Origin of the sequence: Blattabacterium cuenoti (genome assembly GCF_014252075.1) — a bacterium.
Lineage (GTDB): Bacteria > Bacteroidota > Bacteroidia > Flavobacteriales > Blattabacteriaceae > Blattabacterium > Blattabacterium cuenoti_AC.
The window spans coordinates 128,001-152,083 of the sequence record NZ_CP059209.1; the positions used below are offsets into that span (position 1 = coordinate 128,001).

A 24,083-nucleotide genomic window follows, 5' to 3' on the forward strand; every position below is an offset into this window, starting at 1 on the left:
TCAAGTAGGACGACCTATCGCATTGAAAAAATGAGGAAAGTCCGGACACCATAGAGCAACACAGTGGGTAACACCCATCCATCGTGAGATGAGGAATAGTGCAACAGAAAGAAAGTACAGATGAATTGCTGTAGTGAAATCATGTAAACTCTGTGTGGTGAAATGCCATGTACACCGGAAGACTGGCTCGGTTGATATCCCGGGGGGTAGGCAGATAGAGATCATGGGTAACCTAAATCCTAGATAAATGATAGGTATTATACAGAATCCGGCTTATAGTCCTACTTATTTTTTTTGGAGAGATGGCCGAGAGGATTAAGGCGCACGTCTGGAAAGCGTGTTCACAAAAAAGTGTCAAGGGTTCGAATCCCTTTCTCTCCGCTTTAACAACTTTCTATGTCTTTCAATTTTTTTTCAATTAAATTAGTTCTAACTCCCAATAATTTATCTATATCTTTTGAAGCGCCTTGTAATTTATCTTGAGCTTGATGAAGCAATAATCCAAATTTTTTGAATTCTTGTTTTACTGTTTCCAAAATTTTCCATACTTCAGAACTTCTTTTTTGAATAGCTAAAGTTCTGAACCCTATCTGTAAACTGTTTAATACAGCTGCTAATGTGGACGGACCTGTGATTACGGTTTTGTATTTTCTTAATAATTCTTCTAATAAACTAGAATTTCTTGCTATTTCAGCATAGATCCCTTCAAATGGCAAGAAAAGAATAGCAAAATCAGTAGTATGTGGAGGATCTATATACTTATTTTGAATATCTTTGGACATTTTCTTAAGTACAGATTCCATATTTTTCACAGCTATTTCTATATTTTTTTTTTCTCCTTGACGATAAGCATTTTGTACTTTTTCATAAGTTTCTTTTGGAAATTTTACATCAATAGGTAACCATATAATATTTCCGTCTCCAAGTCCTGGAAGTTTGATTGCAAATTCTACAACAAAATTTGTACTAGATTTGGTAATAACATTAGAAGCATATTGTTCTGGAGACAAAATTTGTTGCAAAAGCATTGAAAGTTGCATCTCGCTAAAACTGCCACATATTTTTATATGATTTAAGGTTCTTTTTAAAGAACTTACATCTTTTGCTAAAATTTTCATTTCCCCTAATCCTTCTTGTAAAAACAATAATTGATTTCCAATAATTTCGAATGATTTTCCAAGATGAATATTCAAAGATGTTTGAAGTTTTTCATTAACATTTTCTTTTATTTCTTCAAGTTTTTTTTCTACAATTTCAATCAATTTTTCTTGTTTATTATAAATATAATCGAATTTTTTTGATTGATTATCAATGTAAAATTGAATTTTTTTATCTAGATAATCTTGAGAATCTCTTACAGTTTGTCTTAATCCACTTTTGACTTCTATCAAAGAATCACTCAGCTCTTTTTTACTATATTGAGATAATTTATGAATTTCATCTTTTTGATCCTTGAATTCTTTTCTGAAAAACAATTCCAGTTTTCTAAAAAAATATATGCATATAAAAAAAAGAAAAAAACAAAAAATAATAAAAAAATAATACATGAAATAAAAAAAAATCATTTGATGAGGAAAAAGTAGCGGGAATAGGACTCGAACCTATGACCTTCGGGTTATGAGCCCGACGAGCTACCAACTGCTCCATCCCGCGCCATCAATAATATAATGTTTTTCATCTAAAAAATCAAATTTTGATAAAAATATATTATATGAAAAATTCATCCATTCATAGATATTAAAAACTCTTCGTTATTTTGAGTTCTAGACATTCTGGATCTTAAAAATTCCATAGCTTCCACTGGATTCATATCAGAAAGATGTTTTCGCAAAATCCACATTCTTTGTAATGTATTTTGATCAAGCAAAAGATCATCTTTTCTTGTGCTAGAAGAAACTAAATCAATAGCTGGATAAATTCGTTTATTAGCTATTTTTCTATCTAATTGAAGTTCTTTATTTCCTGTTCCTTTAAATTCTTCAAAAATAACTTCGTCCATTTTTGATCCTGTATCAATCATAGCTGTAGCAATAATTGATAAAGATCCTCCATTCTCTATATTTCTGGCAGCTCCGAAAAATCTTTTTGGTCTATGTAATGCATTTGCATCGACTCCTCCTGATAAAACTTTTCCAGATGCAGGAGCTACAGTATTGTACGCACGTGCTAAACGTGTGATTGAATCTAATAAAATGACTACATCATGAGAACATTCAACCATTCTTTTTGCTTTTTGTAAAACAATATTAGCTACTTTAACATGTCTATCTGCAGGCTCATCAAAAGTAGATGCGATAACTTCTCCTTTAACATTTCTTTGCATATCTGTGACTTCTTCTGGTCGTTCATCAATCAGTAATATAATTAAATAAACTTCAGGATGATTGGCAGCAATCGCATTAGCTATTTCTTTTAACAAAGTCGTTTTTCCTGTTTTAGGAGGAGCGACAATCATTCCTCTTTGTCCTTTTCCTATGGGAGTGAAAAGATCTACTATTCTTGTAGAGAGAGTTGCTTTTTTTTCAGCTAATTTGAATTTTTCATTAGGAAATAATGGAGTTAGATGTTCAAAAGAATCTCTTTCTCTTACAAAAAAAGGAGGACGACCATTGATTTCAAGAATTTTAATTAAGGGAAAATATTTTTCTCCCTCTTTAGGAGGACGAACTTCTCCTCTTATTGTATCTCCTGTTTTCATTCCGAAAAGTCTAATTTGAGATTGAGAAACATAAATATCATCAGGGGATGATAAATAGTTAAAATCGGAAGATCTTAAAAATCCGTAATTTTCTGGCATAATTTCTAATACTCCTTCACTGATTATAATTCCTTCAAATTCATATTCAGGAGTGCGATATTTATTAGAAGAAATTTTTTGTGACAACCCTTCTGTTCCATGACTATGAGATGACGCTTGAGATTCAGATTTATCATTTTTTTTCCAATTAGGAAAATTTTGATATTTTTTTTGATATCTTATATCTTCTGATAGCTTTGAATTGGAATTTTTTAAATTTTCTTGAGAAACTAATTTTTTTTTCCCATTATTTACATTCTTTTTTTCCGAAAATGAATTTTTATACTCGGAGTTTTTTCGCACTCTAAATCCTTTTTTCAAAGGATTTTCTTTTTTTAATGAAGAATGTGTGGAAGTACTTTTGTTATTAAAAGTGGAAGTACTTTTGTTATTAAAAGTAGAAGTACTTTTGTTATTAAAAGTGGAAGTACTTTTGTTATTAAAAATGGAAATAATTTTCTCTAGGAGTTCGTTTTTTCGTAATTGTGTACATTTTTTTAATCCTGAAGAACGAGCAATCTCTTGTAATTCAAAAAGTTTTTTACTTTTTAATTCAGTAATATCAAACATAAAGTGATTGGGTTATATTTTATATAATTTTCTTGGAAAATAATATACTTTTTTAGTATAATTATTTTAGAAACGATAAATACAATTATACAAAAAATTAATTTGAACTTGAATAACAAAGTAACAAATAATAATAAACAATTTAATTTATATGTTATATAGGATACAAACATTATATCTATTTATTTCCGTTTTGATTTATTCCGTTTTTCTATATTATTTTTTTCCTTTTTTATTTTCTTTCAAAAGAACGATTTTTGTTTTTTTAATTATATGTTTAATTATATCTATTTTAAGTCTTCTTTCTTTCAAAAAGAAAAAATTTCAAATACTTATGAATCAAATAAATATTATTATAAACAGTATTCATTTGATTCTTTTTTTCTATCAATCTAATCAACTTCTTAAAAGAAAAATGGCTCTTTTTTTTGTATTATTATGTTTTTGCAGCATATGTATTTTGTACATGGCTAATAAAGCAATAAGAAAAGATATAGAATTAATTGATTCTATGAGTAGAATACGATGACTTTCATTCAATAAATTTTAAAATTTTTATTAAAACAACTGAAAAAAAATGAAAAAATCTTCATTTATTCAAAAATTAGAAGAATTTAAAAAGGAATTTCATGAAATTTCAAAATCTATTATTCAACCTAATATTATATCTGATCAAAAAAAGTATAAAATACTATTAAAAAAATATTTAAAACTGAAAAAAGTAGTTTTTATTTATGAAAAATACAAAAAAAAACTTTCCTTGCTTCAAGAAGCAAATTTTATATTGAAAAACGATTCAGATGCAGATCTAAAAGAATTCGCATATATAGAAAAAAACAAAATTTTAGAAAATTTATCTTCTATTGAAAAGGAATATTATGATCTGATTTTATCAGAGGAAACAACAGAAGACCATAGAAATGCTATTGTAGAACTACGTTCTGGAACAGGAGGAGATGAAGCATGTCTTTTTGTAGAAGATATATTAAGAATGTATACAATGTTTTTTAAAAAATCAGGTTGGGAATATAAAGTTATACATGCTCAAAAAGGAGGAATAAAAGGATACAAAGAGATCATTTTGGATGTAAATGGAAAAGAGGGAGTTTATGGAAGTTTAAAATTTGAATCTGGAGTACATAGAGTGCAAAGAATTCCGAAAACAGAATCTCAAGGAAGAGTGCATACATCTGCTATAACAGTAGCTGTCCTTCCTCAAGTCAAAGAGATAGAAGTGAAAATTAATTTATCTGATATCAAAAAAGATACTTTTAGATCTAGTGGATCTGGAGGACAACACGTCAACAAAACAGAATCTGCTGTTCGATTAACCCATATACCAAGTAAAATCACAGTAGAATGCCAAGAAGAACGTTCTCAACACAAAAATTTTGAAAAAGCTATAAATGTTTTAAGATCAAGAATATATCAAATTGAAGAGGAAAAAAGATTAAAAAAAATATCTATAAAAAGAAAATCTTTGGTCTCTACGGGAGACCGTTCTGTAAAAATCCGAACTTATAACTTTCCAAGAAACAGAGTCACAGATCATAGAATTCATAAATCTATGAATGATCTTATAGGATTCATGAATGGGAACATTCAAGAGATGATTAATCTTTTAAAACGTTTTGAAAAAAAAAAATAATATCATTTTCAATGATTTGATAATAGCATATTTAAATCTATTTTATCTAAAAAATTCGTATTATAATTTCCTTTCAAAAAATCATTGTTTTGCATAAGTTTTCTATGAAAAGGAATAGTAGTTTGGATTCCTTCTATCACAAATTCTTCTAAAGAACGACGCATTTTTTCAATGGTTTCTTTTCTATTTTTGGCGGTGGTAATAATTTTAGCAATCATAGAATCATAATGATGTGTAACAAAATATCCTGCATAAATATGTGTGTCTACACGAACTCCTTTTCCTCCTGGTAAATGCATATGAGTAATTTTTCCGGGAACTGGTCGAAAATTATGATATGGTTCTTCTGCATTAATTCTGCATTCTATTGAATACATTTTAGGATAATAATTTTTTTTTCTGGATAGTTTTTTTCCACAAGCTAAAAATATTTGCTCTTGAATTAAATCTAAACCTGTAATCTCTTCTGTTATAGGATGCTCCACTTGTATTCTTGGGTTCATTTCCATGAAATAAAAATTTTTCTTTTGATCTACCAAAAACTCTATAGTTCCTACTCCTTCATAATGAATAAATTCAGCTGCTTTAACTGCTTCTTCTCCCATTTTTTTTCTAAGAGATGGAGTTAAAAATGGAGAAGGAGCTTCTTCTACTAGTTTTTGATTTCTTCTTTGAATAGAACAATCTCTTTCGGATAAATGACATGCCTTTCCATATTGATCTCCTATAATTTGGATTTCTATATGTCTTGGATCTAAAATTAATTTTTCTATATACATATCTTTTTTTCCAAAACATGACCAAGCTTCTTTTTTAGCTTCTTCCCAAGAATTTATTAAACTATTCTTATCAAAAACAGATCTTATGCCTTTTCCTCCACCTCCAGAAACAGCTTTAATGATAATAGGATATCCTATTTTTTCTGCAATATATTCTATTTCTTTATAAGAATATTCCGAAAAATAATCAGATCCAGGTAAACAAGAAATTCCAGCTTTTTTCATAGTTTTTTTAGCTGAAATTTTATTACCCATTTGAATCATATGATTTGGTTTAGCTCCTATAAATTTAATTCCATGTTTATGACACATGGATGAAAAATATGCGTTTTCAGACAAAAAACCATATCCAGGATGAATAGCGTCTGCATTTGTAATTTCTGCTGCAGAAATTAAATTTGGAACATTAAGATAGGATTGATATGGAGGGGGAGGCCCTATGCATACAGCTTCATCTGCAAAATAAACATGAAGACTATGTTTATCTGCTGTAGAATAAACAGCTACAGTTTTTATTCCCATTTCTTTGGCTGTTCGTATAATTCTTAAAGCAATTTCACCACGATTAGCTATTAATATTTTTTTAAACATAAAAAGATTAATAATTTGGATCTAAAAGAAATAATGGTTGATCATAATCAACAGGAGTAGAGTCTTCTACAAGAACTTTAACAAGTTTTCCATTGACTTCAGATTCAATATCATTGAATAATTTCATGGCTTCTATTATACAAACTTTTGTTCCTATTTTTATTTTATCTCCTATTTTCACAAAAGGGTCTTGATCTGGATGAGGTTTTCTATAAAATGTTCCTATCATAGGAGATTTTATTGTTAAATATTGATTTCTGTTCTCTTTTTCTATTTTGGAAAATTTATCAGAGAAATCAGAAATAGAGGAAGATCTTTTAGGATAAGCAGAATTACATAAATTTTTTTCATTTTTTCTTATAAAGATCCTATTTTTTATATGAATTTTAGTAGTCCCTATTTTAATTTTTATTTCACTAATATTTGATTCTGAAACAAATTGAATAAGTGACTTAATTTTTTTGAAATCCATAAATTTATAAGGATCTTTATTCTTCTTTATTTTTATTATATACAATTTTTCCTCTATAATAGAGCTTTTTTTCATGCCAATAAGCGTGATGATATAAATGTTTTTGATTTGTTAAAGCACATTTCACTAATAAAGGTTCTTTAATTTTAAAGTGATTTCTTCTTTTATCTCTTCTGGATTTAGATTGTCTTCTTTTAGGATGTGCCATAAATCAGATTAAATTAGTTTAATAAATCACTAATTTAGAAATAAAATTAAATGTGTTAATAAAAATAATTTTTATATCTTTATTTTCAAACATATGTTTATTTTTTTTATTTCTCACGTTTTATGAATCAATTAACTAAAAGAAATAAGGATTATTCAAAATGGTATAATGAGGTAGTCGTAAAGTCTGGTTTAGCAGAATTTTCCGGTGTACGTGGTTTTATGATTATAAAACCATATGGATACTCTTTATGGGAAATCATGAAAAAAAAACTAGATAAAATACTCAAAAATACAGGACATAAAAATGTTTATTTTCCTTTACTAATTCCTAAATCCGCTTTTTCAAAAGAAAAAGAACATACCGAGATATTTTCTGAAGGATGTGCTGTGGTTACACATTCTAGATTAAAAAAAAGTAAAAATGAATTGATTCTTGATCCTGAATCAAGATTACAAGAAGAATTAGTAATTAGACCAACCTCTGAAAGCATCATATGGAAAACCTATAAACGTTGGATTCAATCTTATAGAGATCTCCCTATTTTATTAAATCAATGGGGAAATGCATTAAGGTGGGAAATGCGTACTCGTTTATTTATTAGAACTACCGAATTTCTTTGGCAAGAAGGACATACTGCTCATTCTACGGAAAAAGAAGCTATAGAAGAAGCTAAAAAAATATTAAACATTTATACAGATTTTTCAGAAAATATTATGGGGATACCTGTTTTGCAAGGAATTAAACCATACATGGATAAATTTTATGGATCCGAAAAAACATATTGTATAGAAGCTCTCATGCAAGATGGAAAAGCTTTACAAATTGGGACTTCACATTTTTTAGGACAAAATTTTTCGAAAGCTTTTGATGTTCAATTCACTAATTCCAATGGAAAAAAAGAATATGTATGGTCGACTTCTTGGGGTGTTTCTACTAGATTAATAGGTGGATTGATCATGTCCCATTCGGATGATAAAGGTTTAATAATTCCTCCAAAAATAGCTCCTATACAAATAGTTATTATTCCTATATATAAAGACAAAGAAAAATTTGGGATTATAAATGACATAGTCCAAAAAATTCTAAATCTTTTAGAAGAAGAAAGAATACGAGTGAAATATGATAACAGAATCAAATTTACTCCTGGATGGAAATTTCATGAATATGAGATGAAAGGAGTCCCTATACGAATCAGTATAGGACCGAACGAAATAAAAAATGAAAAAGTGGAAATTTTCAGGAGAGATACACATGAGAAAATATATATATCTTGGATAAACTTAAAAAAGTTAATCCCTAAATTACTTGATGAAATACAAAAAAATATTTACCAAAAAGCCTTAGATAGAACGAAAAAACTAATCATGAAAACAGATTCTTACGAAGATTTTAAACAAAAAATTAATAGTTCTGGAGGTTTTATTTTTGCTCATTGGGATGGTACAAAAAATACAGGAAAGAAAATTCAAGAAGAAACAGAAGCTACTATACGTTGTATTCCCTTATTTCCTGATAAGGAAAAAGGAAAATGTATTTATTCCGGATCTCCTTCTTTTCAAAGGGTTGTTTTTTCTAAATCTTATTGAAATTTTTTTAATTTTCCTTTAAAACTGTTTATTGATGAGTAATTTTTTTTTCGTAAGAAAAGAGTGAACTCTTTTTTCAATCTATCAAATACTGTAACTCCTTCTTTCATTAATTGTGTTCCTATTTGAACTGCTGATGCCCCACATAATATATGTTCAAAAATATCTTTTCCAGAAGAAATTCCTCCACATCCTATGATAGAAATATCTTTTCTAAGATAAGTATAAAATCTAAGAATATTAGCTAGTGCAAATGGTTTTATAATTGATCCACCGATCCCTCCAAATCCATTTCTTGGTTTTATTACTGTTGTTTCATTACTTGTATCAACAAAAATTCCGTTAGGTAAGCTATTAATACAAGTTATAAAACTAATAGGAAATTGATTAAAAGTCAAAGATATTTTTTTAATGTATTCCTCCTTGAAATAAGGAGGAAGTTTAATCCCTAAAGGTTTCTCATTGAATTTAAATACATTTTCTAAAAAATCATAAATCTTGTGTAAATCTTCTCCTAATACTTCTTCTTGAATATTTGGACAAGATAAATTCAACTCTATAGCCGTAATTCTTGAAGAAGAATTAGCTTTTCTAATGAGAAAAAAATTTTCTTCTATAGATAATCCGGATATAGAAAGAAAGACAGGTTTTTTTGTTTTTTTTTTTTCTAAAAAGTTCAAATAAAAATCTATTCCAAGATTAGGTAATCCCATGGAATTAATGCTTCCCACACTCCATTCAAAATATCTTGGTTTGGGATTCCCTATTCTTGGTTTACTTGTACAACTTTTTGTTACTACAGCACCAGAAAAACTATCTAAAAGATAGGATAATTCTTTACCTGTAGTACAAAAAGCTCCTGAAGCATTCATAATACATGATGAAAGTTGAATTTTATTTATATGAGAAGAAATATCTATTTTTTTCATAATGATATCAATTATAATAATATCCAAGTATAAAATTTTTAACTTTACCAAAACAGTTTTTTTTATGGAAGAAAAAGAACAGTTCTTTTTAAAAATTTACAATTTAGGAATCATAAAATTTGGAAATTTCACTTTAAAAAGTGGGATGAATTCTCCCATATATATAGATTTTCGTCCAATAGCTTCTAGACCAGATTTATTAATCAAATTATCGGATTTGCTTCTTCATGAAGTTTCATATACTAATTTTGAACTAATTTGTGGAGTCCCTTACGCTGCTTTGCCTATAGCTACAACTTTGTCTTTGAGGTCTAATATTCCGTTAATTATTAAAAGAAAAGAAAATAAAGGTTATGGAACCAAGCGAATGATTGAAGGAATTTATAAAAAAGGACAAAATTGTCTTCTCATAGAAGATGTTATCACGAGTGGTGATAGTTTATTAAAAACAGTAATAGATCTTGAAAAAGAAGGATTGATTATAAAAGATATTCTCTCCATTCTTGATAGAGAGCAAGGAGGAACAGAAAATATAAAAAAAAGAGGATATAATATACGAACTTTATTTCGTATAGGGGAAGTTTTAAAAATGTTAGAAAAGAAACATTTTTTAAAAAAAAAAAAAATACATATGATCCAATTTTTTTTTAGCAAAAAAAATATTAAAAAATTTCAGAATAAACGTATTTCTTATGAAGAAAAAAAAGAAAAAATTTCTCATCCTATAGGAAAAAAACTTATTGATATTACATTGAAAAAAAAAACTAACCTGATCGTTTCTGCTGATTTAGTAAATTCTAAAAATATATTGAAATTAGTCAATTTAATTGGAGATATAATTTGTGGATTAAAACTTCATGTGGACATTATTAATGATTTTTCATTCTCATTTATAAATTCTCTTAAAAATATTTCTATAGAAAAAAAATTCTTACTACTTGAAGATAGAAAATTGTGTGATGTTGGTTCTACTAATTATCTTCAACTACATTATGGTATATATAAGATTTCTTCTTGGGCGGACATTATCACTGCGCACTTATTTGCGGGGAGTGGGAGCATACAAAATTTGAATATTCCTTCTAGGATGGGTTTAATTACGATATCAGAAATGTCTTCTTATGGAAGATTATCCGATGATAATTATATAAGAAAAGCATTAAATATTTCTTTGAAAAATCCGAAAGTTATTGGAACTGTAGCACAAAGAAAAGTAGACGACAGGTTATTACTATTTACACCTGGTATTCATTTTTCCAATTCAAATAACTTAGTAAATACCTATATTCATCCCACTCAAGCTTTTAAAAAGAATGGAAGTGACTTTATCATTGTAGGAAGAGCTATTTATCAGTCTAACAATCCAAAAATAGTAGCAGAAGAATATAGAAACGCAGGATGGAAAGCTTATGAAAATGGACTTTGAATGAATTTGTGATTTTTTTAAAAAAAATTAATGATACTGATTATATTTTTATTTAATTTGTATATGTTATTTAGATCTTTTTCTATTTATGAATAGATATAAGAACTTGTTGTAAGAGTGTTATTTATCAATAAACTGTAATTCGTAAAAAAGTAAAAATTCTTTAGAATAAATTTTGAATATGGAATGGATAAATTCATTAATCAGTTGTTTTATGATCCTTTTTAGCATTATTGACATATTAGGAAATGCTCCCATTATTATGGGATTCAAATCAAAAGGAAATATAATAGATACTAAAAAAGTTATAATTACTTCTCTTGTCATATTTTTATCTTTCCTATTTTTAGGACAACCTATGCTCAAAATTATTGGTGTGGATGTTCATTCTTTCTCTGTTGCAGGATCTATAGTATTATTTTTAATTGGTTTAGAAATGATATTAGGGGTAGACTTTCATAAAGTGACAGAAAACGCTCAAACTTCTATTGTCCCAATAGCTTTTCCTCTTATAGCTGGACCAGGATCTTTAACCACCTTAATTTCATTAAGAACAACTTATGACGTAAATGTTATTCTTTTATCTTTGATCCTCAATATGATAGTAGTCTATTTCGTGATAGACAGATGTGATTTTATAGCTGAAAAAATAGGGAATAGTGGGTTAGACATCCTCAAAAAAATATTTGGAATTGTTTTATTAGCTTTTGCCGTTAAAATTTTTGGAGCAAATGCGGGACAATTATTTCAAACATAATTTTTTTTTATTTCATTGAAAATTTTTTTAACAGATTTATTTATAGATTGATAATCAGATATGTATAATTTTTTGTAAATAAGAATTATATAAAAACTTTTGTTTTTTACATGTTTTTCCAAAATAAATTTATTCAAAAAAAAACAAGCTCTCAATAAACGTTTTATTCTATTTCTATGAACCGATTTTTTAAAATTTTTTTTTTACTAAAGTTCCAATTAAATTGATTGATGAATTTTTTTCATAATCTAATAAAAAAACAGAAGAAACAGGATCTTCCAAAAAATATTTCCCTTTTTTTATGACTTTATCAAAAATTTTTTTACCTTTTTTTTTCATGTGACTATTAATTAGTTATTCATAAATTCTTCTAATTTAGATACCATTCCTATGGGGCCACATACAAATGGAGTTCTTTGATGTAATTTTGTCGGTTCTATATCTAGAATACGTCTTTTTCCATCAGAAGCTTTTCCCCCAGCTTGTTCTGCTAAAAAAGCCATTGGATTACATTCATAAAGCAATCTTAATTTGCCTTCTGGAGAAGAAGCGGTTTTAGGATATATATATATTCCTCCTTGTATCATATTTCTGTGAAAATCTCCTACTAAAGATCCAATATATCTTGCCGTATAAGGACGATTTTCTTTTCTTTCTTGACAATATTTTATAAATCTTCTAATTCCATTAGAAAATTTCGCATAATTTCCCTCATTAATAGAATAAATTTTTTCTTTTTTAGGAAAAAAAAGATTAGGATGAGATAAATAAAAGGTTCCAACTGAAGGATCTAAAGTAAATCCATGCACTCCATTTCCAGTACTATACACCAATATAGTAGAGGATCCATAAATTATATATCCTGCAAGGATTTGTTGATTTCCTTTTTGCAAAAAATCTTCTATTGTGACATTCATTTGAACAGAAGATTTTCTCATATATACGGAAAATATAGTTCCTATAGATACATTTACGTCTATATTGGACGAACCGTCAAGTGGATCTATTAAAACAATATATTGATTTTGTAAAGGATTTTCTTTTTTATTATTTATCACTATAAAATCTTTGCTTTCTTCGGATGCTATTCCACAAACTACATTTCTGCTTTTAAAAGATTCAATAAAAGTTTTGTTAGCAAAATCGTCCAATTTTTGTTGATTTTCTCCTTGAATATTAGTAATTCCAGAACTTCCTATAATTTTTTCAGTTAAACCAGCTTTATTAACTTCTTTATGAATAGCTTTAGAAGCTAATTTAATAGAACTAAACAATCGCAACAAAGCCTCAGTTGAATACGAAAAACAATCTCTATTTTCTATAATAAACTCTCCTAATGTATACATGTATCAGGAAATACAAAACTTTCTACAAAGCATAAAGATCAGATTTTTTTTCAAAAGAATAATAATGTATATATTTTATTTTTCTAGTTTAGAATAGATCAACAAACTTTATAAAGTTATTAAAGATTTTTTATATTTTTATTAAATTTTATTAATGAAAATTCTGAAAATATCATTTATATTATTATGGCGTGTATGGTTTTTTATTATCAATATATTTTTAATTCCATTATGGGCAGGTGCTTCTATTCCATTTCTTTTTAAAGAAAAATATTATCCCATTGTATATTGGTTTCATCAAATGTGGGCTAGAAGCAATCTATTTCTCATGGGTTTTTGGTATGTATTAGAAAAAGATGAAGAAAGATTAGACAAAAATAAACAATACATGATTATTAGTAATCACACCTCTATCATGGATATCATGTTAATTTATTCTTTAATGAGAAATCATCCTTTAGTTTTTGTAGGAAAAGCGGAATTAGCTAAACTTCCATTTTTTGGTTTTGTTTACAAAAACAGCAATATTCTTATAGATAGAAAAAATTTGTCTAGTTGTATACAAGTATTTAAAAAAATACAGGATAAAGTAGATTCTGGAAAAAGTGTTTGCATTTTTCCAGAAGGAGGGGTTCCTAATCCATCTGTTTTTTTAGATCATTTCAAGAACGGCGCTTTTTTTATAGCTATAATCAAGAAAATATCCATTATTCCCTTTACTATAGCTGATATAAAAACAAAATTTCCTAGTTTTTCTATTATAAAAGGGGGCCCAGGAAAAATAAGAATCAAACAACATCATTCTATATCAACAAAGAATTTATCCTTAAAAGATAAAAATGATTTGAAGAAAAAATGTTTCAATTTGATAAAATATCAATTAGAAAAATTTGATCGTGAAAAATCGAATAATTAAAAATTTTAATATGAATTGTTTGTGAATAAAAAAATTCATATTTATACTGACGGTTCTTCAAAAGGAAACCCTGGCCCAGGAGGATATGGAGTTTTTATAGAAATAATTGGAAATTGTTATAATAGAAAAATAATTTCCGAAGGATTTCGTTATACAACGAATAATAGAATGGAACTATTAGCAGTTATTGTGGGGTTAGAAGAAATCAAAAAAATAAAACAAAATATTGTAGTTTTTACCGATTCTAAATATGTGGTCAATCCTATTCAAAAAAATTGGATTTATAAATGGAAAAAAAACAATTTTTTTAATAAAAAAAATGTAGATCTATGGAAAAGATTTTTAGAAATATTTCATAATCAATTTATTATTTTTCAATGGATTAAATCTCACAATAATCATTATATTAATGATTATTGTGATAGATTATCTGTCGAAGCTTCTAAAAGAAAAACTCTAAAAATAGATTATGTGTATGAAAAGCAGAATAAGTTTTCATAAATGAACAGAATAAGTTTTTCGCCTAATCATCTCATATATTATTATAGATACAGCATGGCTGACATTTAATGAATCTACATTTCCAAACATAGGAATAGTTATAATTTCATTTGCTTTTTTTAACCAAATATTAGATATTCCTTTATTTTCGGAACCGAAAACAATGGCTAAAGTTGAATAACTAAGTTTAGTTTCGTATAAATTTTTAGCTTTTTTATGATTATAAAATCCTGTTACTACAATTTTTATTTTATTTTCTTGTAACCAGGAAATGATTGATTCTATTTTTTCTATAAAAATTGTTCTTGTAAAAACACTTCCTAAACTGCATCTGATAATATTAGAATTATAAATGTAGGTTTTCATATTACATAATATAATAATGCGTACCCCTGCAGCATCAGCTGTTCTTAATATAGCTCCTATATTTCCAGGTTTTTCGATTCCATCTAGTATAAGGATTAAAAAATTATCAATTATTTTTTCGTTTTTCAGTTTATGGTCTGATTTCTCTCTAAATAAAGCAATAATCCCACCTGAATTTTTTCTATATGCTAATCTTTTAAAGATTTTCATACTGATCAAAAAAGTAATAGTATGGTATGATTCAATCATACCATATTCGTGGAATATTTTTTCGCATATAAATATTCTTTTTGGAAAAAAATTTCCTTTTATAGCCATTTCAAATTCTTTTATTCCTTCAATAACAAATTCATTTACATAATTTTTTTTTTTATAAATTTTTATTAGATCTTTAATTTTTGTATTTTGTAAGCTATGTATTCTTCTCATTTTTGTATAATGGTTAAATTTTATAATAATAAATGCGATGATGTAGGGTATATGGAATTGGCTATAGAACGATCTAAATTATCTTTTTGTAAAAAAAAAAAGTAGGAGCTATTATAGTTAAAAATAATCAAATCATATCTTATGGATATAATAAAACTCCAAGTGGTTTTGATAATAAATGTGAAGAAAAAAATGGAGATACTAAATGGTATGTTCTACATGCAGAAGCAAATGCAATATTAAAACTTTCTTATTCGTCTTTATCTTGTGAAGGATCTACTATATATGTTACACATTTTCCATGTCAAGAATGTTGTAAATTAATTTATCAATCTAGAATCAGAAAAGTCATATATCTACACAATTACACAAAAAAGGATAAAAGAATGATTTTTTTGAATAGATTAAAGATAAAAATCAAAAAATTGCAATAAAACCCAGGTGGCGAAATCGGTAGACGCGCTGGACTCAAAATCCAGTGATTTTATATCATGCGGGTTCGAATCCCGCCTTGGGTACTTTAAAAAAGTTATTTAAAATAAAAAATATCTTTGAGCAAGAGGCAAAATATCAGAAGGATTAGATATAATTTTTTTTCCATTAATGTAAACATTATAGGTTTTTGGATCCACTTCTAAATTTGGAGTAACTCCATTTAAAACCATATCTTTTTTGGATAAAGAACGACATCCTTTTACTATTTTTATTTGTTTTTTTATTTCATTTTTTTCAAAAAATCCATGATTTATAGCTCTCGATGAAACAAAAATACTGCTCAACTTTGGTTCAAAATAACCAAACATTTTACGATACATGAATGGTTGAGGCGTAGGAATGGTAGCATTAGGATCTCCCATACTAGCGTATACAATCATTCCACTTTTTATGACTAATTCCGGTTTTACTCCAAAAAAAGAAGGTTTCCATAATACTAAATCTGCCATTTTTCCAACACTAACGGATCCTACATATTCTGATATCCCATGAGTAATGGCAGGATTTATGGTATATTTAGAAATATATCTTTTTACTCTGAAATTATCATTTTTTTGATTGTCCTCATTAAGAAAACCTCTTTGTTTTTTCATTTTATCAGCTGTTTGCCAAGTTCTTTTCACTATTTCTCCGATTCTTCCCATAGCTTGTGAATCAGAACTAGTCATACTAATAGCTCCCATATCATGTAAAACTCCTTCTGCACTAATAGTTTCAGATCTAATTCTCGATTTAGCAAAAGCAATATCTTCTGGTAAATTAGAATCTAAATGATGGCAAATCATTAACATATCTAAATGTTCATCTATAGTATTTAAAGTATAAGGCATAGTAGGACTTGTAGATGAAGGTAAAATATTAGGAAAAGATATAACCTTCAATAAATCAGGAGTATGTCCTCCTCCAGCTCCTTCTGTATGATAAGTATGAATGGTTCTCCCTTTAAATGTCTTTAAAGTGTCCTCAACATAACCTGATTCATTTAGTGAATCAGTATGAATATTGACTTGAATATCTAATTTTTCAGAAACATTTAAACATTGATCTATAACATAAGGAGTGCTTCCCCAATCTTCATGGATTTTTAATCCTCCAGCACCAGCTTCTACTTGTTCAATTAAAGCTTCAGGACGAGAACTATTTCCACTGGCAAGAAAAATAAAATTGATAGGAATATGATCTGTACTTTTTAACATTCTTTGAATATTCCATACCCCAGAAGTACAATTTGTGGCTATTGTTCCAGTCGCAGGGCCTGATCCTCCCCCGATAATAGTAGTAGTTCCATTTTCTAATGCCACTTCAAATAATTGTGGACATATGTAATGAACATGACTATCAACACTTCCAGATGTTACAATTAGATTTTCAGAAGAAATAACTTCTGTTCCTGCTCCAATATACATATTCGGAGTTACCCCATCCATAAAATATGGATTTCCTGCTTTTCCTATTCCAATTATGACACCATTTTTGATACCAAGATCCGCTTTTACAATTCCCCAATGATCAACAATGATCGCGTTGGTCAACACTAAATCTAAGACTCCTTCATTTTTTGTAGCAAATGGATGTTGTCCCATCCCATCTCTAATGACTTTTCCTCCTCCAAAAACACATTCATCTCCATAAATTGTATAATCTCTTTCTATTTCAATCCATAAAGATGTATCTCCTAAACGAACTCGATCTCCTTTTGTAGGACCATACATGCTTGCATAAGATTCTCTGTCTATTTTTTTCATATTTTTGTATTTTCTTTTCCTGAAAATCCATAAATTTTTTTTCTTCCTCCTATTTCTACTAATATGACTTTTTTTGTTTCTCCAGGCTCAAAACGAACAGATCTTCCAGAAGGAACATCCAGTCTATATCCTTTAGTTCCTTCTCTCTCAAAAATAAGAGAAGGATTTGTTTCATAAAAATGGAAATGAGATCCTACTTGAATAGGACGAGTTCCAGTATTAGAGACGACTCTCTCTATACGAGACCTTCCAGGTAATAAAACAATATCTTCTTTAAGTAGATCATATTGCCCTGGAATCATCCTAGAGTTTTCCTTTCTATTTTTTTTAATAGGATTGTGTATAGTGACTAATTTTGTTCCATCAGGAAAAGTTGCCTCTATTTGAACATTATTGAGCAATTCATATACTCCATCCATAACTTGTTCATCATTCAGAATATTTCCTGCTTCATACATAAGTTCTTTTACCGTTTTTCCATCACGTGCTCCTTCCATGACATAATGAGCAATTAAAGCTAAAGATTCAGGATAATTTAATTTTAATCCTCTTTTTAAACGTTTTTTCGCTAATTCTCCAGCCATGTGCAGAAGAATTTTTTCCTTTTCATAAAAAGTTAAATGCATACTTTCTTTAAGTTATTTTGATTCATAAACATAATATCGTTGCAACAACAATTCTACAAGTTTAAAGTTATGAAATATTATAATAATTTTTTCCTGATCATGAAATTTTAAAAATTAAATAAAAAAAAAATGAATAAAATTATATTGCGTTCAATATTTTCAAATTTCTTTTTAAGAATGATTAATGATTTTTCATTCATAAATTCACATTATACTAATAAAATTATTCATAATCTACATTTCCTGTAGAAAAATAAAAAGAAGCACGTCTCCGTAAATTATCATTATTTTTGTTATCATCTTTAATAATGGGAAAAAAATAATTAAGAAATGCAAGTTTTAAAATTTGGGGGAAGTTCCGTAGCTCATTCTGATGCCATCAAACGTATTTGTTCTTTATTAGAAAAAAAACCAAAAGGAAGATATGCCATTGTTGTGTCTGCATTAGGAAATATTACTGACCAATTAATACAATGTGGTCAATTAGCTTCTGAAAGAAAAAATATTTATAAAAATATACTAGAAGAAATAGAAATTCGTCATCTAAATATTATCAGAGAGTTGTTTCCAATCACTTATCAAAGTCATTTAATTAGTTGGATTAAAAAAAATATAAATGATCTAGAAAGTTTATGCGATGGAATTTTTCAGGTAGAAGAACTTTCAAAACGTTCTTTAGATAAAATCATGAGTTTTGGAGAACTGAGTTCTTCTTTTCTTATTGCGGAAAAATTAAAACAATCTGGATTAGATGCTATTTGTAAAGATAGTAGAGATTTAATTATTACTGATTCTCAATTCGGATGTGCACAAGTAGACTTTATTACAAGTAATCACCATATCATTCAATTTTTTAGAGAAAAGATATCAGAATACATTGTATTACCAGGTTTTATAGGTTCTACTTTAGAAAACGAAACGACTACTCTTGGAAGAGGAGGATCTGATTATACTGCAGCTATCCTAGCTTCAGCTATATCGGCTAGTTTGCTTGAAATATGGACTGATGTAAGTGGAATGATGACTGCTAATCCAAAAGTTGTGAATCAAGCTTTTCCTATTAAGGAAATTTCTTATGAAGAAGCAATGGAATTATCGCATTTTGGAGCAAAAGTAATTTATCCTCCAACGATACAACCTGCCATGAAAAAACATATTCCTATACAAATTAAAAATACTTTTTCTCCTTTAGATCCAGGAACATTGATTTATATTAGTAAAAACACTAATATAAGTCAGCCAGTTACTGGAATATCTGGTATTCAAAATATGGCTTTACTTACTCTTGAAGGAAGTGGAATGGTCGGAATTCCTGGATATTCCAAACGTTTATTTGAAGCATTATCACGTGAAAAAATAAATGTAATATTTATAACTCAAAGTTCTTCAGAACATTCAATTACTACAGGTATTCATGAAATGGATGTTATCAAAGCAAAAGCTGTAATAGATAGTGAATTCTCTCAAGAAATCCATCAAAGACGTATTGATCCATTGAGGATAGAAAAAGATCTTTGTATTATTGCTGTAGTAGGAGATAATATGAAAAATCTTCATGGAACTAGTGGAAAAATGTTTTCTTCTTTAGGAAGAAACAGTATTAATGTTAGAGCTATAGCACAAGGTTCTACTGAAAAAAATATATCAGCTGTTATTAGAAAAACTGATTTTAAAAAAGCATTAAACACCTTGCATGAAGCTTTTTTTGAAAGTCCACCAAAACAAATTAACCTTTTCATTTGTGGAGTGGGAAAAGTAGGAAGTAAATTACTTGAGCAAATAGATCAACAACAAAATTATCTATTGGAAGAATTAAAACTTCAAGTTAGAGTAATAGGATTAGCTAACAGCAAAAAAATGTATTTTAATAGTCATGGAATGAATTTAGTTCATTGGAAGAAACATCTAACCCAAGATTCTAACAAGATGAACATATACTCTTTTATGGAGGAGGTTTGGAAATTTAATCTAAGAAATAGTTTATTTGTTGATAATACAGCTAGTGAAGAGATGGCTATGACCTATGATAAATTCTTAAAAAATGGAATTGGTGTTATTACCTGTAATAAGATAGCTTGTTCCTCTGATTATGATCATTATAAAAGATTAAAAACACTTTCTAGACATTTTAAAGCTCCATTTTTATTTGAAACTAATGTAGGAGCCAGCTTACCAGTTATTAGTACACTCAATGATCTTATTAATAGTGGAGATAAAATTAATAAAATAGAAGCTGTTTTATCAGGAAGTTTGAATTTTATATTCAATCACTTTACAGGAAAAAAATCATTTTTAGAAGTAGTCAAAGAAGCTCAATTGAAAGGATATACGGAACCTGATCCTCGTATTGATTTAAGTGGATTAGATGTAATGCGAAAAATACTTATTTTAGCAAGAGAATGTGGCTCTCCATTAGAAATGAGTGATATTCATCAAAAATCTTTTCTTCCTGAAACTTGTTCAAAGTCCACTTCTATAGAAAATTTTTATCAAGAATTAGATAAATACAGAGATTATTTTTTTAGGATTAGAAATGAAGCAGAAAAAGACAAAAAACGTTTGCGTTTTATTGCTCGTTATGAAAATGGAGTTCCTTCTGTCGGGTTAGAATCAATTAAAGAAAATCATCCATTTTTTCAACTGGAAGGAAAAGATAATATGGTTTTGTATAACACATATCGTTATTCTGAACAACCTCTTATCATAAAAGGAGCAGGTGCTGGAGCAGAAGTGACTGCATCTGGAGTTTTTTCAGATATTATTAAAGCTACTAAATAAAAATCATGAAGGGGATTAAAATATTTTCACCAGCTACTGTTGCTAATCTAGCTTGTGGTTTTGATGTTATTGGATTAGCTTTAGATCTTCCAAAAGATGAAATTTTTTTGTATAAATCCAATAAACCAGGAATACGTATTAATAGAATACATGGAACATCGTTGCCAAACGATCCAAAAAAGAATGTAGCTTTTGTAGCTTTACAGTTTTTATTAAAAAAATATGAACAAAAACAAAGATTTGAAAAAGAAGAAAAAATAGGATTCGAAATAGAATTAATTAAAAATATTCATCCTGGAAGTGGAATAGGATCTAGTGCCGCTAGTGCTGCAGGCGTCGTTTATGGGGCTAATATCCTATTAGGAAATCCTTTTAGTACCATACAATTAATCCGTTTTGCTATGGAAGGAGAGCGTGTAGCAAGTGGAACTGCTCATGCTGATAATGTCGCTCCTTCTATAATGGGAGGAATTACATTAGTAAGAAGTTATAAGCCTCTGGATATTACTAAGTTACATGCTCCAAATGAATTGTGGGTAAGCGTTATACATCCACAAATTGAAATAAAAACATCGGATGCAAGAGAAATTCTAAAACAAAAAATATTAATGACAGATGCTATTAGACAATGGGGAAACGTAGGTGCATTAGTTGCAGGTTTTTATCAAGAAAATTATGGTTTAATAAGCAGATCTCTAGAAGATGTGATTGTTGAACCTATACGAGCAATGCTCATCCCAGCTTTTTATGAATTAAAAATCAGATGTAAAGAAATAGGAGCTTTAGGAGGAGGAATTTCTGGTTCAGGCCCTTCTGTTTTCATGTTAAGCAAAGGAAGCTATACTGCGAAAAAAGTTACTGAAGTCATGAATCGTGTATATTCTCCATTAAAAGTTGATTATAAAACTTATACTTCTCCTATTAATCAACAAGGAGTAAAGTGGTCTAAAATTTTTTGAAATAAGATAAGAATGAATAATTAAAAATAATTTTATGTTGTATCATAGTTTAAAAAATCATAGAGATTTAGTTTCTTTCGAAGATGCTGTTTTAAGAGGGTTATCACCAGATGGAGGATTGTACATCCCTGAATGTATTCCTAAACTAAAACCTCAATTTTTTCATAATCTTTCAAAGTATGATATTTATGCAGTTTCTATGACTGTTATAAAACCTTATATCGGAAAATCCATACCAGAAGAATCTATTTATAATATTGTTCATGATACTTTAAATTTTCCTTTTCCATTGAAAAAAATTCATGATAATATTCACGTATTAGAGCTTTTTCATGGACCTACTTTAGCTTTTAAAGATGTAGGGGCTGAATTTATGGCAGGATGTTTAAGTTTTTTTTCAAAAAAAATAGGAAAAAAAGTAACAGTTTTAGTAGCCACTTCAGGAGACACTGGTGGAGCTGTTGCTAAAGGTTTTTATAAAAAACCTGGGATAGAAGTCATTATTTTATATCCACATAATGGAATTAGCTCTTTGCAAGAGAAACAAATTACCACATTGGGAAACAATATTCTAGCTTTAGAAATTGATGGAAATTTTGATGATTGTCAAAAAATGGTAAAAAAAGCCTTTTTAGATAAGGAAGTGCAAAAAAAATATATATTAACTTCTGCAAATTCTATTAATGTAGCGAGATGGCTTCCTCAAATGTTCTATTATTTTTTAGCTTATCAACAAATACCGGTTGATTTAATTTTTTCAGTTCCTAGTGGAAATTTTGGAAATATATGTGCAGGAATAATAGCTGAGAAAATGGGATTACCAATCAAATTTTTTATTGCTTCTACAAATGTTAATGATACCATCCCCAGATTTTTGAAAACGGGAAAATATAATCCTCTTCCAGTAAAAAAAACTATATCAAATGCTATGGATATATCTGATCCGAGTAACTTTTCTAGAATATGGTATTTGTACGAAAAAAATATGTTTCAATTAAGAGAAAAACTTTATTCCTATCAATTTACGGACGAGGAGACTCTACACATTATAGAAAAGGTGTGGAATGAATACAAGTATATGCTTGATCCACATGGAGCTATTGGTTATTTAGGTCTTAAACAATATTTACAAGAAGTTAAAAATATTCCATCTATAGCTATTTTTTTAGAAACTGCTCATCCAATTAAGTTTATAGATGATATGCCTTTTCTTTTACGAAAAAAAATTGTTTTTCCTAAGGAACTGGAAATATTTTTAAGTGCAAAAAGAAAAAAACAAAAAATATCCCTATCCAATGATTTTAGTGTTTTTAAAAATTGGTTATTGGAAAGAAAATAAAATTTTTAAACAGCAACGTCACCCTTAATATGAGGAAAAGGTTTATAATCTCTTAATTGAAAATCTTTAAAACGAAATTCAAAAATATTTTTTACTGATGGGTTTAGGATTATTTTTGGAAGGGGTCTTGGAGTTCTTTTCATTTGTAATTTTACTTGTTTGATATGATTGTTATAAATATGAGCATCACCTATAGTGTGAATTAATTCTTTTTCTTTTAAATTAAGTATTTTAGCTAACATAGTGAGTAGTAAAGCGTAGGAAGCTATATTAAAAGGCAATCCTAGAAAAATATCTGCACTTCTCTGATATAATAGCAACGATAACTTTTTTTCAAATACATAGAATTGAAATAGCAAATGACAGGGAGGAAGCGCCATATGTTGAATCATTCCCACATTCCAAGAAGAAACAATCAAACGTCGTGAATTTGGATTCAATTTGATCTTTTCTATAAGAAGAGCTATTTGATCAATAAAATGGCCATCATATGTAGGCCATTTTCTCCATTGTAACCCATATATTGGCCCCAGTTCTCCATTTTTATCTGCCCATTCATTCCATATAGAAACTTGATTATCTTTTAAATATTGTATATTAGTGTCTCCTTTCAAAAACCACAATAATTCATAAATAATAGATCGTAAATCCAATTTTTTTGTGGTCAAAAGAGGAAATCCTTTTTCTAAATCGAATCTCATTTGATATCCAAATATACTTTTTGTGCCTATTCCAGTACGATCTTTCCTTTTTATTCCGTTTTTTAATACGTTTTTTAATAGATTTAAGTATTGTTTCATAATCCACAATATGAGTA

The 24,083-nt window shown here is 28.1% G+C and carries 24 protein-coding genes, 3 tRNA genes and 1 other RNA gene; 14 read left to right on the top strand and 14 right to left on the bottom strand.

What is annotated here, in order from left to right; all coding sequences use genetic code 11:
- The first annotated feature begins 1 nt into the window (after position 1).
- Positions 2-292: RNase P RNA component class A (gene rnpB / locus H0H47_RS00585), an RNA gene on the top strand.
- Positions 293-296: 4 nt separating this feature from the next.
- Positions 297-381, top strand: a tRNA-Ser gene (locus tag H0H47_RS00590).
- Between the two features lie 2 nt (positions 382-383).
- On the opposite strand, the gene H0H47_RS00595 is transcribed toward H0H47_RS00590, so the two are convergent.
- The 3 genes from H0H47_RS00595 to rho form a co-directional block, all read right to left on the bottom strand.
- The gene (locus tag H0H47_RS00595; RefSeq protein WP_238785094.1) at positions 384-1,475 is read right to left on the bottom strand and encodes a DNA recombination protein RmuC; all 1,092 of its coding nucleotides are present in this window, start codon (positions 1,473-1,475) and stop codon (positions 384-386) included.
- Positions 1,476-1,580: 105 nt separating this feature from the next.
- A tRNA-Met gene (locus H0H47_RS00600) sits at positions 1,581-1,653 on the bottom strand.
- 67 nt (positions 1,654-1,720) lie between these two features.
- Complete coding sequence (gene rho, locus H0H47_RS00605) at positions 1,721-3,367, bottom strand: transcription termination factor Rho (RefSeq protein ID WP_185866117.1); 1,647 nt, start codon at positions 3,365-3,367, stop codon at positions 1,721-1,723.
- A 151-nt stretch (positions 3,368-3,518) separates the two neighbouring features.
- On the opposite strand from rho, the gene H0H47_RS00610 reads away from it, so the two are divergent.
- Positions 3,519-3,896, top strand: a complete 378-nt coding sequence (locus H0H47_RS00610) for a DUF4293 family protein (RefSeq protein WP_185866118.1) — start codon at positions 3,519-3,521, stop codon at positions 3,894-3,896.
- A 48-nt stretch (positions 3,897-3,944) separates the two neighbouring features.
- Complete coding sequence (prfA, locus tag H0H47_RS00615) at positions 3,945-5,015, top strand: peptide chain release factor 1 (RefSeq protein ID WP_185866119.1); 1,071 nt, start codon at positions 3,945-3,947, stop codon at positions 5,013-5,015.
- An 8-nt stretch (positions 5,016-5,023) separates the two neighbouring features.
- Here prfA and accC read toward each other — a convergent pair whose 3' ends face one another.
- Genes accC through rpmF form a run of 3 tightly spaced genes read right to left on the bottom strand, consistent with a single transcriptional unit; the run spans position 5,024 to position 7,065 of the window.
- On the bottom strand, positions 5,024-6,385 hold the full coding sequence (gene accC, locus H0H47_RS00620; protein WP_185866120.1) for an acetyl-CoA carboxylase biotin carboxylase subunit: 1,362 nt from the start codon (positions 6,383-6,385) through the stop codon (positions 5,024-5,026).
- 7 nt (positions 6,386-6,392) lie between these two features.
- Positions 6,393-6,857, bottom strand: a complete 465-nt coding sequence (accB, locus tag H0H47_RS00625; RefSeq protein WP_185866121.1) for an acetyl-CoA carboxylase biotin carboxyl carrier protein — start codon at positions 6,855-6,857, stop codon at positions 6,393-6,395.
- A gap of 16 nt (positions 6,858-6,873) precedes the next feature.
- Complete coding sequence (rpmF, locus tag H0H47_RS00630; RefSeq protein WP_185866122.1) at positions 6,874-7,065, bottom strand: 50S ribosomal protein L32; 192 nt, start codon at positions 7,063-7,065, stop codon at positions 6,874-6,876.
- A 122-nt stretch (positions 7,066-7,187) separates the two neighbouring features.
- Between rpmF and proS the strand changes: the two genes are divergently transcribed.
- On the top strand, positions 7,188-8,654 hold the full coding sequence (proS, locus tag H0H47_RS00635) for a proline--tRNA ligase (RefSeq protein ID WP_185866123.1): 1,467 nt from the start codon (positions 7,188-7,190) through the stop codon (positions 8,652-8,654).
- On the opposite strand, the gene H0H47_RS00640 is transcribed toward proS, so the two are convergent.
- Positions 8,648-9,589 (bottom strand): dihydroorotate oxidase, encoded by a 942-nt coding sequence (locus H0H47_RS00640; RefSeq protein ID WP_202985859.1) that lies wholly within the window; start codon positions 9,587-9,589, stop codon positions 8,648-8,650. The two genes, proS and H0H47_RS00640, sit on opposite strands and share 7 nt — an antisense overlap.
- Positions 9,590-9,647: 58 nt before the next feature.
- Between H0H47_RS00640 and pyrF the strand changes: the two genes are divergently transcribed.
- Together pyrF and H0H47_RS00650 are read left to right on the top strand one after the other, a co-directional pair.
- Positions 9,648-11,009, top strand: a complete 1,362-nt coding sequence (gene pyrF, locus H0H47_RS00645) for an orotidine-5'-phosphate decarboxylase (protein WP_185866124.1) — start codon at positions 9,648-9,650, stop codon at positions 11,007-11,009.
- Positions 11,010-11,190: 181 nt separating this feature from the next.
- On the top strand, positions 11,191-11,766 hold the full coding sequence (locus H0H47_RS00650; RefSeq protein ID WP_185866125.1) for a MarC family protein: 576 nt from the start codon (positions 11,191-11,193) through the stop codon (positions 11,764-11,766).
- On the opposite strand, the gene H0H47_RS03205 is transcribed toward H0H47_RS00650, so the two are convergent.
- From H0H47_RS03205 to fbp, 3 genes are read right to left on the bottom strand one after another with little or no spacing between them, the layout of a single operon-like run.
- Positions 11,757-11,921 (bottom strand): hypothetical protein, encoded by a 165-nt coding sequence (locus H0H47_RS03205; protein ID WP_394366926.1) that lies wholly within the window; start codon positions 11,919-11,921, stop codon positions 11,757-11,759. The genes H0H47_RS00650 and H0H47_RS03205 overlap by 10 nt on opposite strands.
- Positions 11,922-11,955: 34 nt before the next feature.
- Positions 11,956-12,105 (bottom strand): hypothetical protein, encoded by a 150-nt coding sequence (locus H0H47_RS00660; RefSeq protein WP_185866126.1) that lies wholly within the window; start codon positions 12,103-12,105, stop codon positions 11,956-11,958.
- 11 nt (positions 12,106-12,116) lie between these two features.
- A complete protein-coding gene (gene fbp / locus H0H47_RS00665; protein ID WP_185866127.1) occupies positions 12,117-13,112 on the bottom strand; it encodes a class 1 fructose-bisphosphatase in 996 nt (331 codons plus the stop codon).
- 154 nt (positions 13,113-13,266) lie between these two features.
- Between fbp and H0H47_RS00670 the strand changes: the two genes are divergently transcribed.
- Positions 13,267-14,028, top strand: a complete 762-nt coding sequence (locus H0H47_RS00670) for a lysophospholipid acyltransferase family protein (RefSeq protein WP_185866128.1) — start codon at positions 13,267-13,269, stop codon at positions 14,026-14,028.
- 21 nt (positions 14,029-14,049) lie between these two features.
- Entirely contained in the window at positions 14,050-14,529 is a 480-nt protein-coding gene (locus H0H47_RS00675) for a ribonuclease HI (RefSeq protein ID WP_185866289.1), read from the top strand.
- On the opposite strand, the gene H0H47_RS00680 is transcribed toward H0H47_RS00675, so the two are convergent.
- Entirely contained in the window at positions 14,524-15,324 is an 801-nt protein-coding gene (locus tag H0H47_RS00680) for a TrmH family RNA methyltransferase (RefSeq protein WP_185866129.1), read from the bottom strand. The two genes, H0H47_RS00675 and H0H47_RS00680, sit on opposite strands and share 6 nt — an antisense overlap.
- A 134-nt stretch (positions 15,325-15,458) precedes the next feature.
- Between H0H47_RS00680 and H0H47_RS00685 the strand changes: the two genes are divergently transcribed.
- Positions 15,459-15,758: a deoxycytidylate deaminase gene (locus H0H47_RS00685; protein ID WP_317168681.1), complete on the top strand. Its 300-nt coding sequence runs from the start codon at positions 15,459-15,461 to the stop codon at positions 15,756-15,758.
- 1 nt (position 15,759) lies between these two features.
- A tRNA-Leu gene (locus tag H0H47_RS00690) sits at positions 15,760-15,842 on the top strand.
- A 15-nt stretch (positions 15,843-15,857) separates the two neighbouring features.
- Here the strand turns inward: H0H47_RS00690 and ureC are convergent.
- Positions 15,858-17,564 carry an urease subunit alpha gene (ureC, locus tag H0H47_RS00695; RefSeq protein ID WP_185866130.1) on the bottom strand — a complete coding sequence of 569 codons (1,707 nt, stop codon included), beginning with the start codon at positions 17,562-17,564 and terminating at the stop codon, positions 15,858-15,860.
- Positions 17,561-18,190, bottom strand: coding sequence for an urease subunit gamma (locus H0H47_RS00700; RefSeq protein WP_185866131.1), 630 nt, complete (start codon positions 18,188-18,190; stop codon positions 17,561-17,563). Before H0H47_RS00700 ends, ureC begins: the two co-directional genes overlap by 4 nt.
- A 330-nt stretch (positions 18,191-18,520) precedes the next feature.
- On the opposite strand from H0H47_RS00700, the gene thrA reads away from it, so the two are divergent.
- Genes thrA through thrC form a run of 3 tightly spaced genes read left to right on the top strand, consistent with a single transcriptional unit; the run spans position 18,521 to position 23,266 of the window.
- A complete protein-coding gene (gene thrA, locus H0H47_RS00705; RefSeq protein WP_185866132.1) occupies positions 18,521-20,968 on the top strand; it encodes a bifunctional aspartate kinase/homoserine dehydrogenase I in 2,448 nt (815 codons plus the stop codon).
- A 5-nt stretch (positions 20,969-20,973) separates the two neighbouring features.
- Positions 20,974-21,927 carry a homoserine kinase gene (locus H0H47_RS00710; protein ID WP_185866133.1) on the top strand — a complete coding sequence of 318 codons (954 nt, stop codon included), beginning with the start codon at positions 20,974-20,976 and terminating at the stop codon, positions 21,925-21,927.
- A gap of 34 nt (positions 21,928-21,961) precedes the next feature.
- Positions 21,962-23,266, top strand: coding sequence for a threonine synthase (gene thrC / locus H0H47_RS00715; RefSeq protein WP_185866134.1), 1,305 nt, complete (start codon positions 21,962-21,964; stop codon positions 23,264-23,266).
- 5 nt (positions 23,267-23,271) lie between these two features.
- Here the strand turns inward: thrC and H0H47_RS00720 are convergent, their stop codons facing one another.
- Positions 23,272-24,066, bottom strand: coding sequence for a thymidylate synthase (locus tag H0H47_RS00720; protein WP_185866135.1), 795 nt, complete (start codon positions 24,064-24,066; stop codon positions 23,272-23,274).
- Between the last annotated feature and the right edge of the window lie 17 nt (positions 24,067-24,083).

Bases quoted from the DNA above. Each gene is read 5' to 3' on its own strand.
- rho (WP_185866117.1), bottom strand. From the start codon at position 3,367: ATGTTTGATATTACTGAATTAAAAAGTAAAAAACTTTTTGAATTACAA.
- H0H47_RS00610 (WP_185866118.1), top strand. From the start codon at position 3,519: ATGTTATATAGGATACAAACATTATATCTATTTATTTCCGTTTTGATT.
- prfA (WP_185866119.1), top strand. From the start codon at position 3,945: ATGAAAAAATCTTCATTTATTCAAAAATTAGAAGAATTTAAAAAGGAA.
- accC (WP_185866120.1), bottom strand. From the start codon at position 6,385: ATGTTTAAAAAAATATTAATAGCTAATCGTGGTGAAATTGCTTTAAGA.
- accB (WP_185866121.1), bottom strand. From the start codon at position 6,857: ATGGATTTCAAAAAAATTAAGTCACTTATTCAATTTGTTTCAGAATCA.
- rpmF (WP_185866122.1), bottom strand. From the start codon at position 7,065: ATGGCACATCCTAAAAGAAGACAATCTAAATCCAGAAGAGATAAAAGA.
- proS (WP_185866123.1), top strand. From the start codon at position 7,188: ATGAATCAATTAACTAAAAGAAATAAGGATTATTCAAAATGGTATAAT.
- pyrF (WP_185866124.1), top strand. From the start codon at position 9,648: ATGGAAGAAAAAGAACAGTTCTTTTTAAAAATTTACAATTTAGGAATC.
- H0H47_RS00650 (WP_185866125.1), top strand. From the start codon at position 11,191: ATGGAATGGATAAATTCATTAATCAGTTGTTTTATGATCCTTTTTAGC.
- H0H47_RS00660 (WP_185866126.1), bottom strand. From the start codon at position 12,105: ATGAAAAAAAAAGGTAAAAAAATTTTTGATAAAGTCATAAAAAAAGGG.
- fbp (WP_185866127.1), bottom strand. From the start codon at position 13,112: ATGTATACATTAGGAGAGTTTATTATAGAAAATAGAGATTGTTTTTCG.
- H0H47_RS00670 (WP_185866128.1), top strand. From the start codon at position 13,267: ATGAAAATTCTGAAAATATCATTTATATTATTATGGCGTGTATGGTTT.
- H0H47_RS00680 (WP_185866129.1), bottom strand. From the start codon at position 15,324: ATGAGAAGAATACATAGCTTACAAAATACAAAAATTAAAGATCTAATA.
- ureC (WP_185866130.1), bottom strand. From the start codon at position 17,564: ATGAAAAAAATAGACAGAGAATCTTATGCAAGCATGTATGGTCCTACA.
- H0H47_RS00700 (WP_185866131.1), bottom strand. From the start codon at position 18,190: ATGCATTTAACTTTTTATGAAAAGGAAAAAATTCTTCTGCACATGGCT.
- thrA (WP_185866132.1), top strand. From the start codon at position 18,521: ATGCAAGTTTTAAAATTTGGGGGAAGTTCCGTAGCTCATTCTGATGCC.
- H0H47_RS00710 (WP_185866133.1), top strand. From the start codon at position 20,974: ATGAAGGGGATTAAAATATTTTCACCAGCTACTGTTGCTAATCTAGCT.
- thrC (WP_185866134.1), top strand. From the start codon at position 21,962: ATGTTGTATCATAGTTTAAAAAATCATAGAGATTTAGTTTCTTTCGAA.
- H0H47_RS00720 (WP_185866135.1), bottom strand. From the start codon at position 24,066: ATGAAACAATACTTAAATCTATTAAAAAACGTATTAAAAAACGGAATA.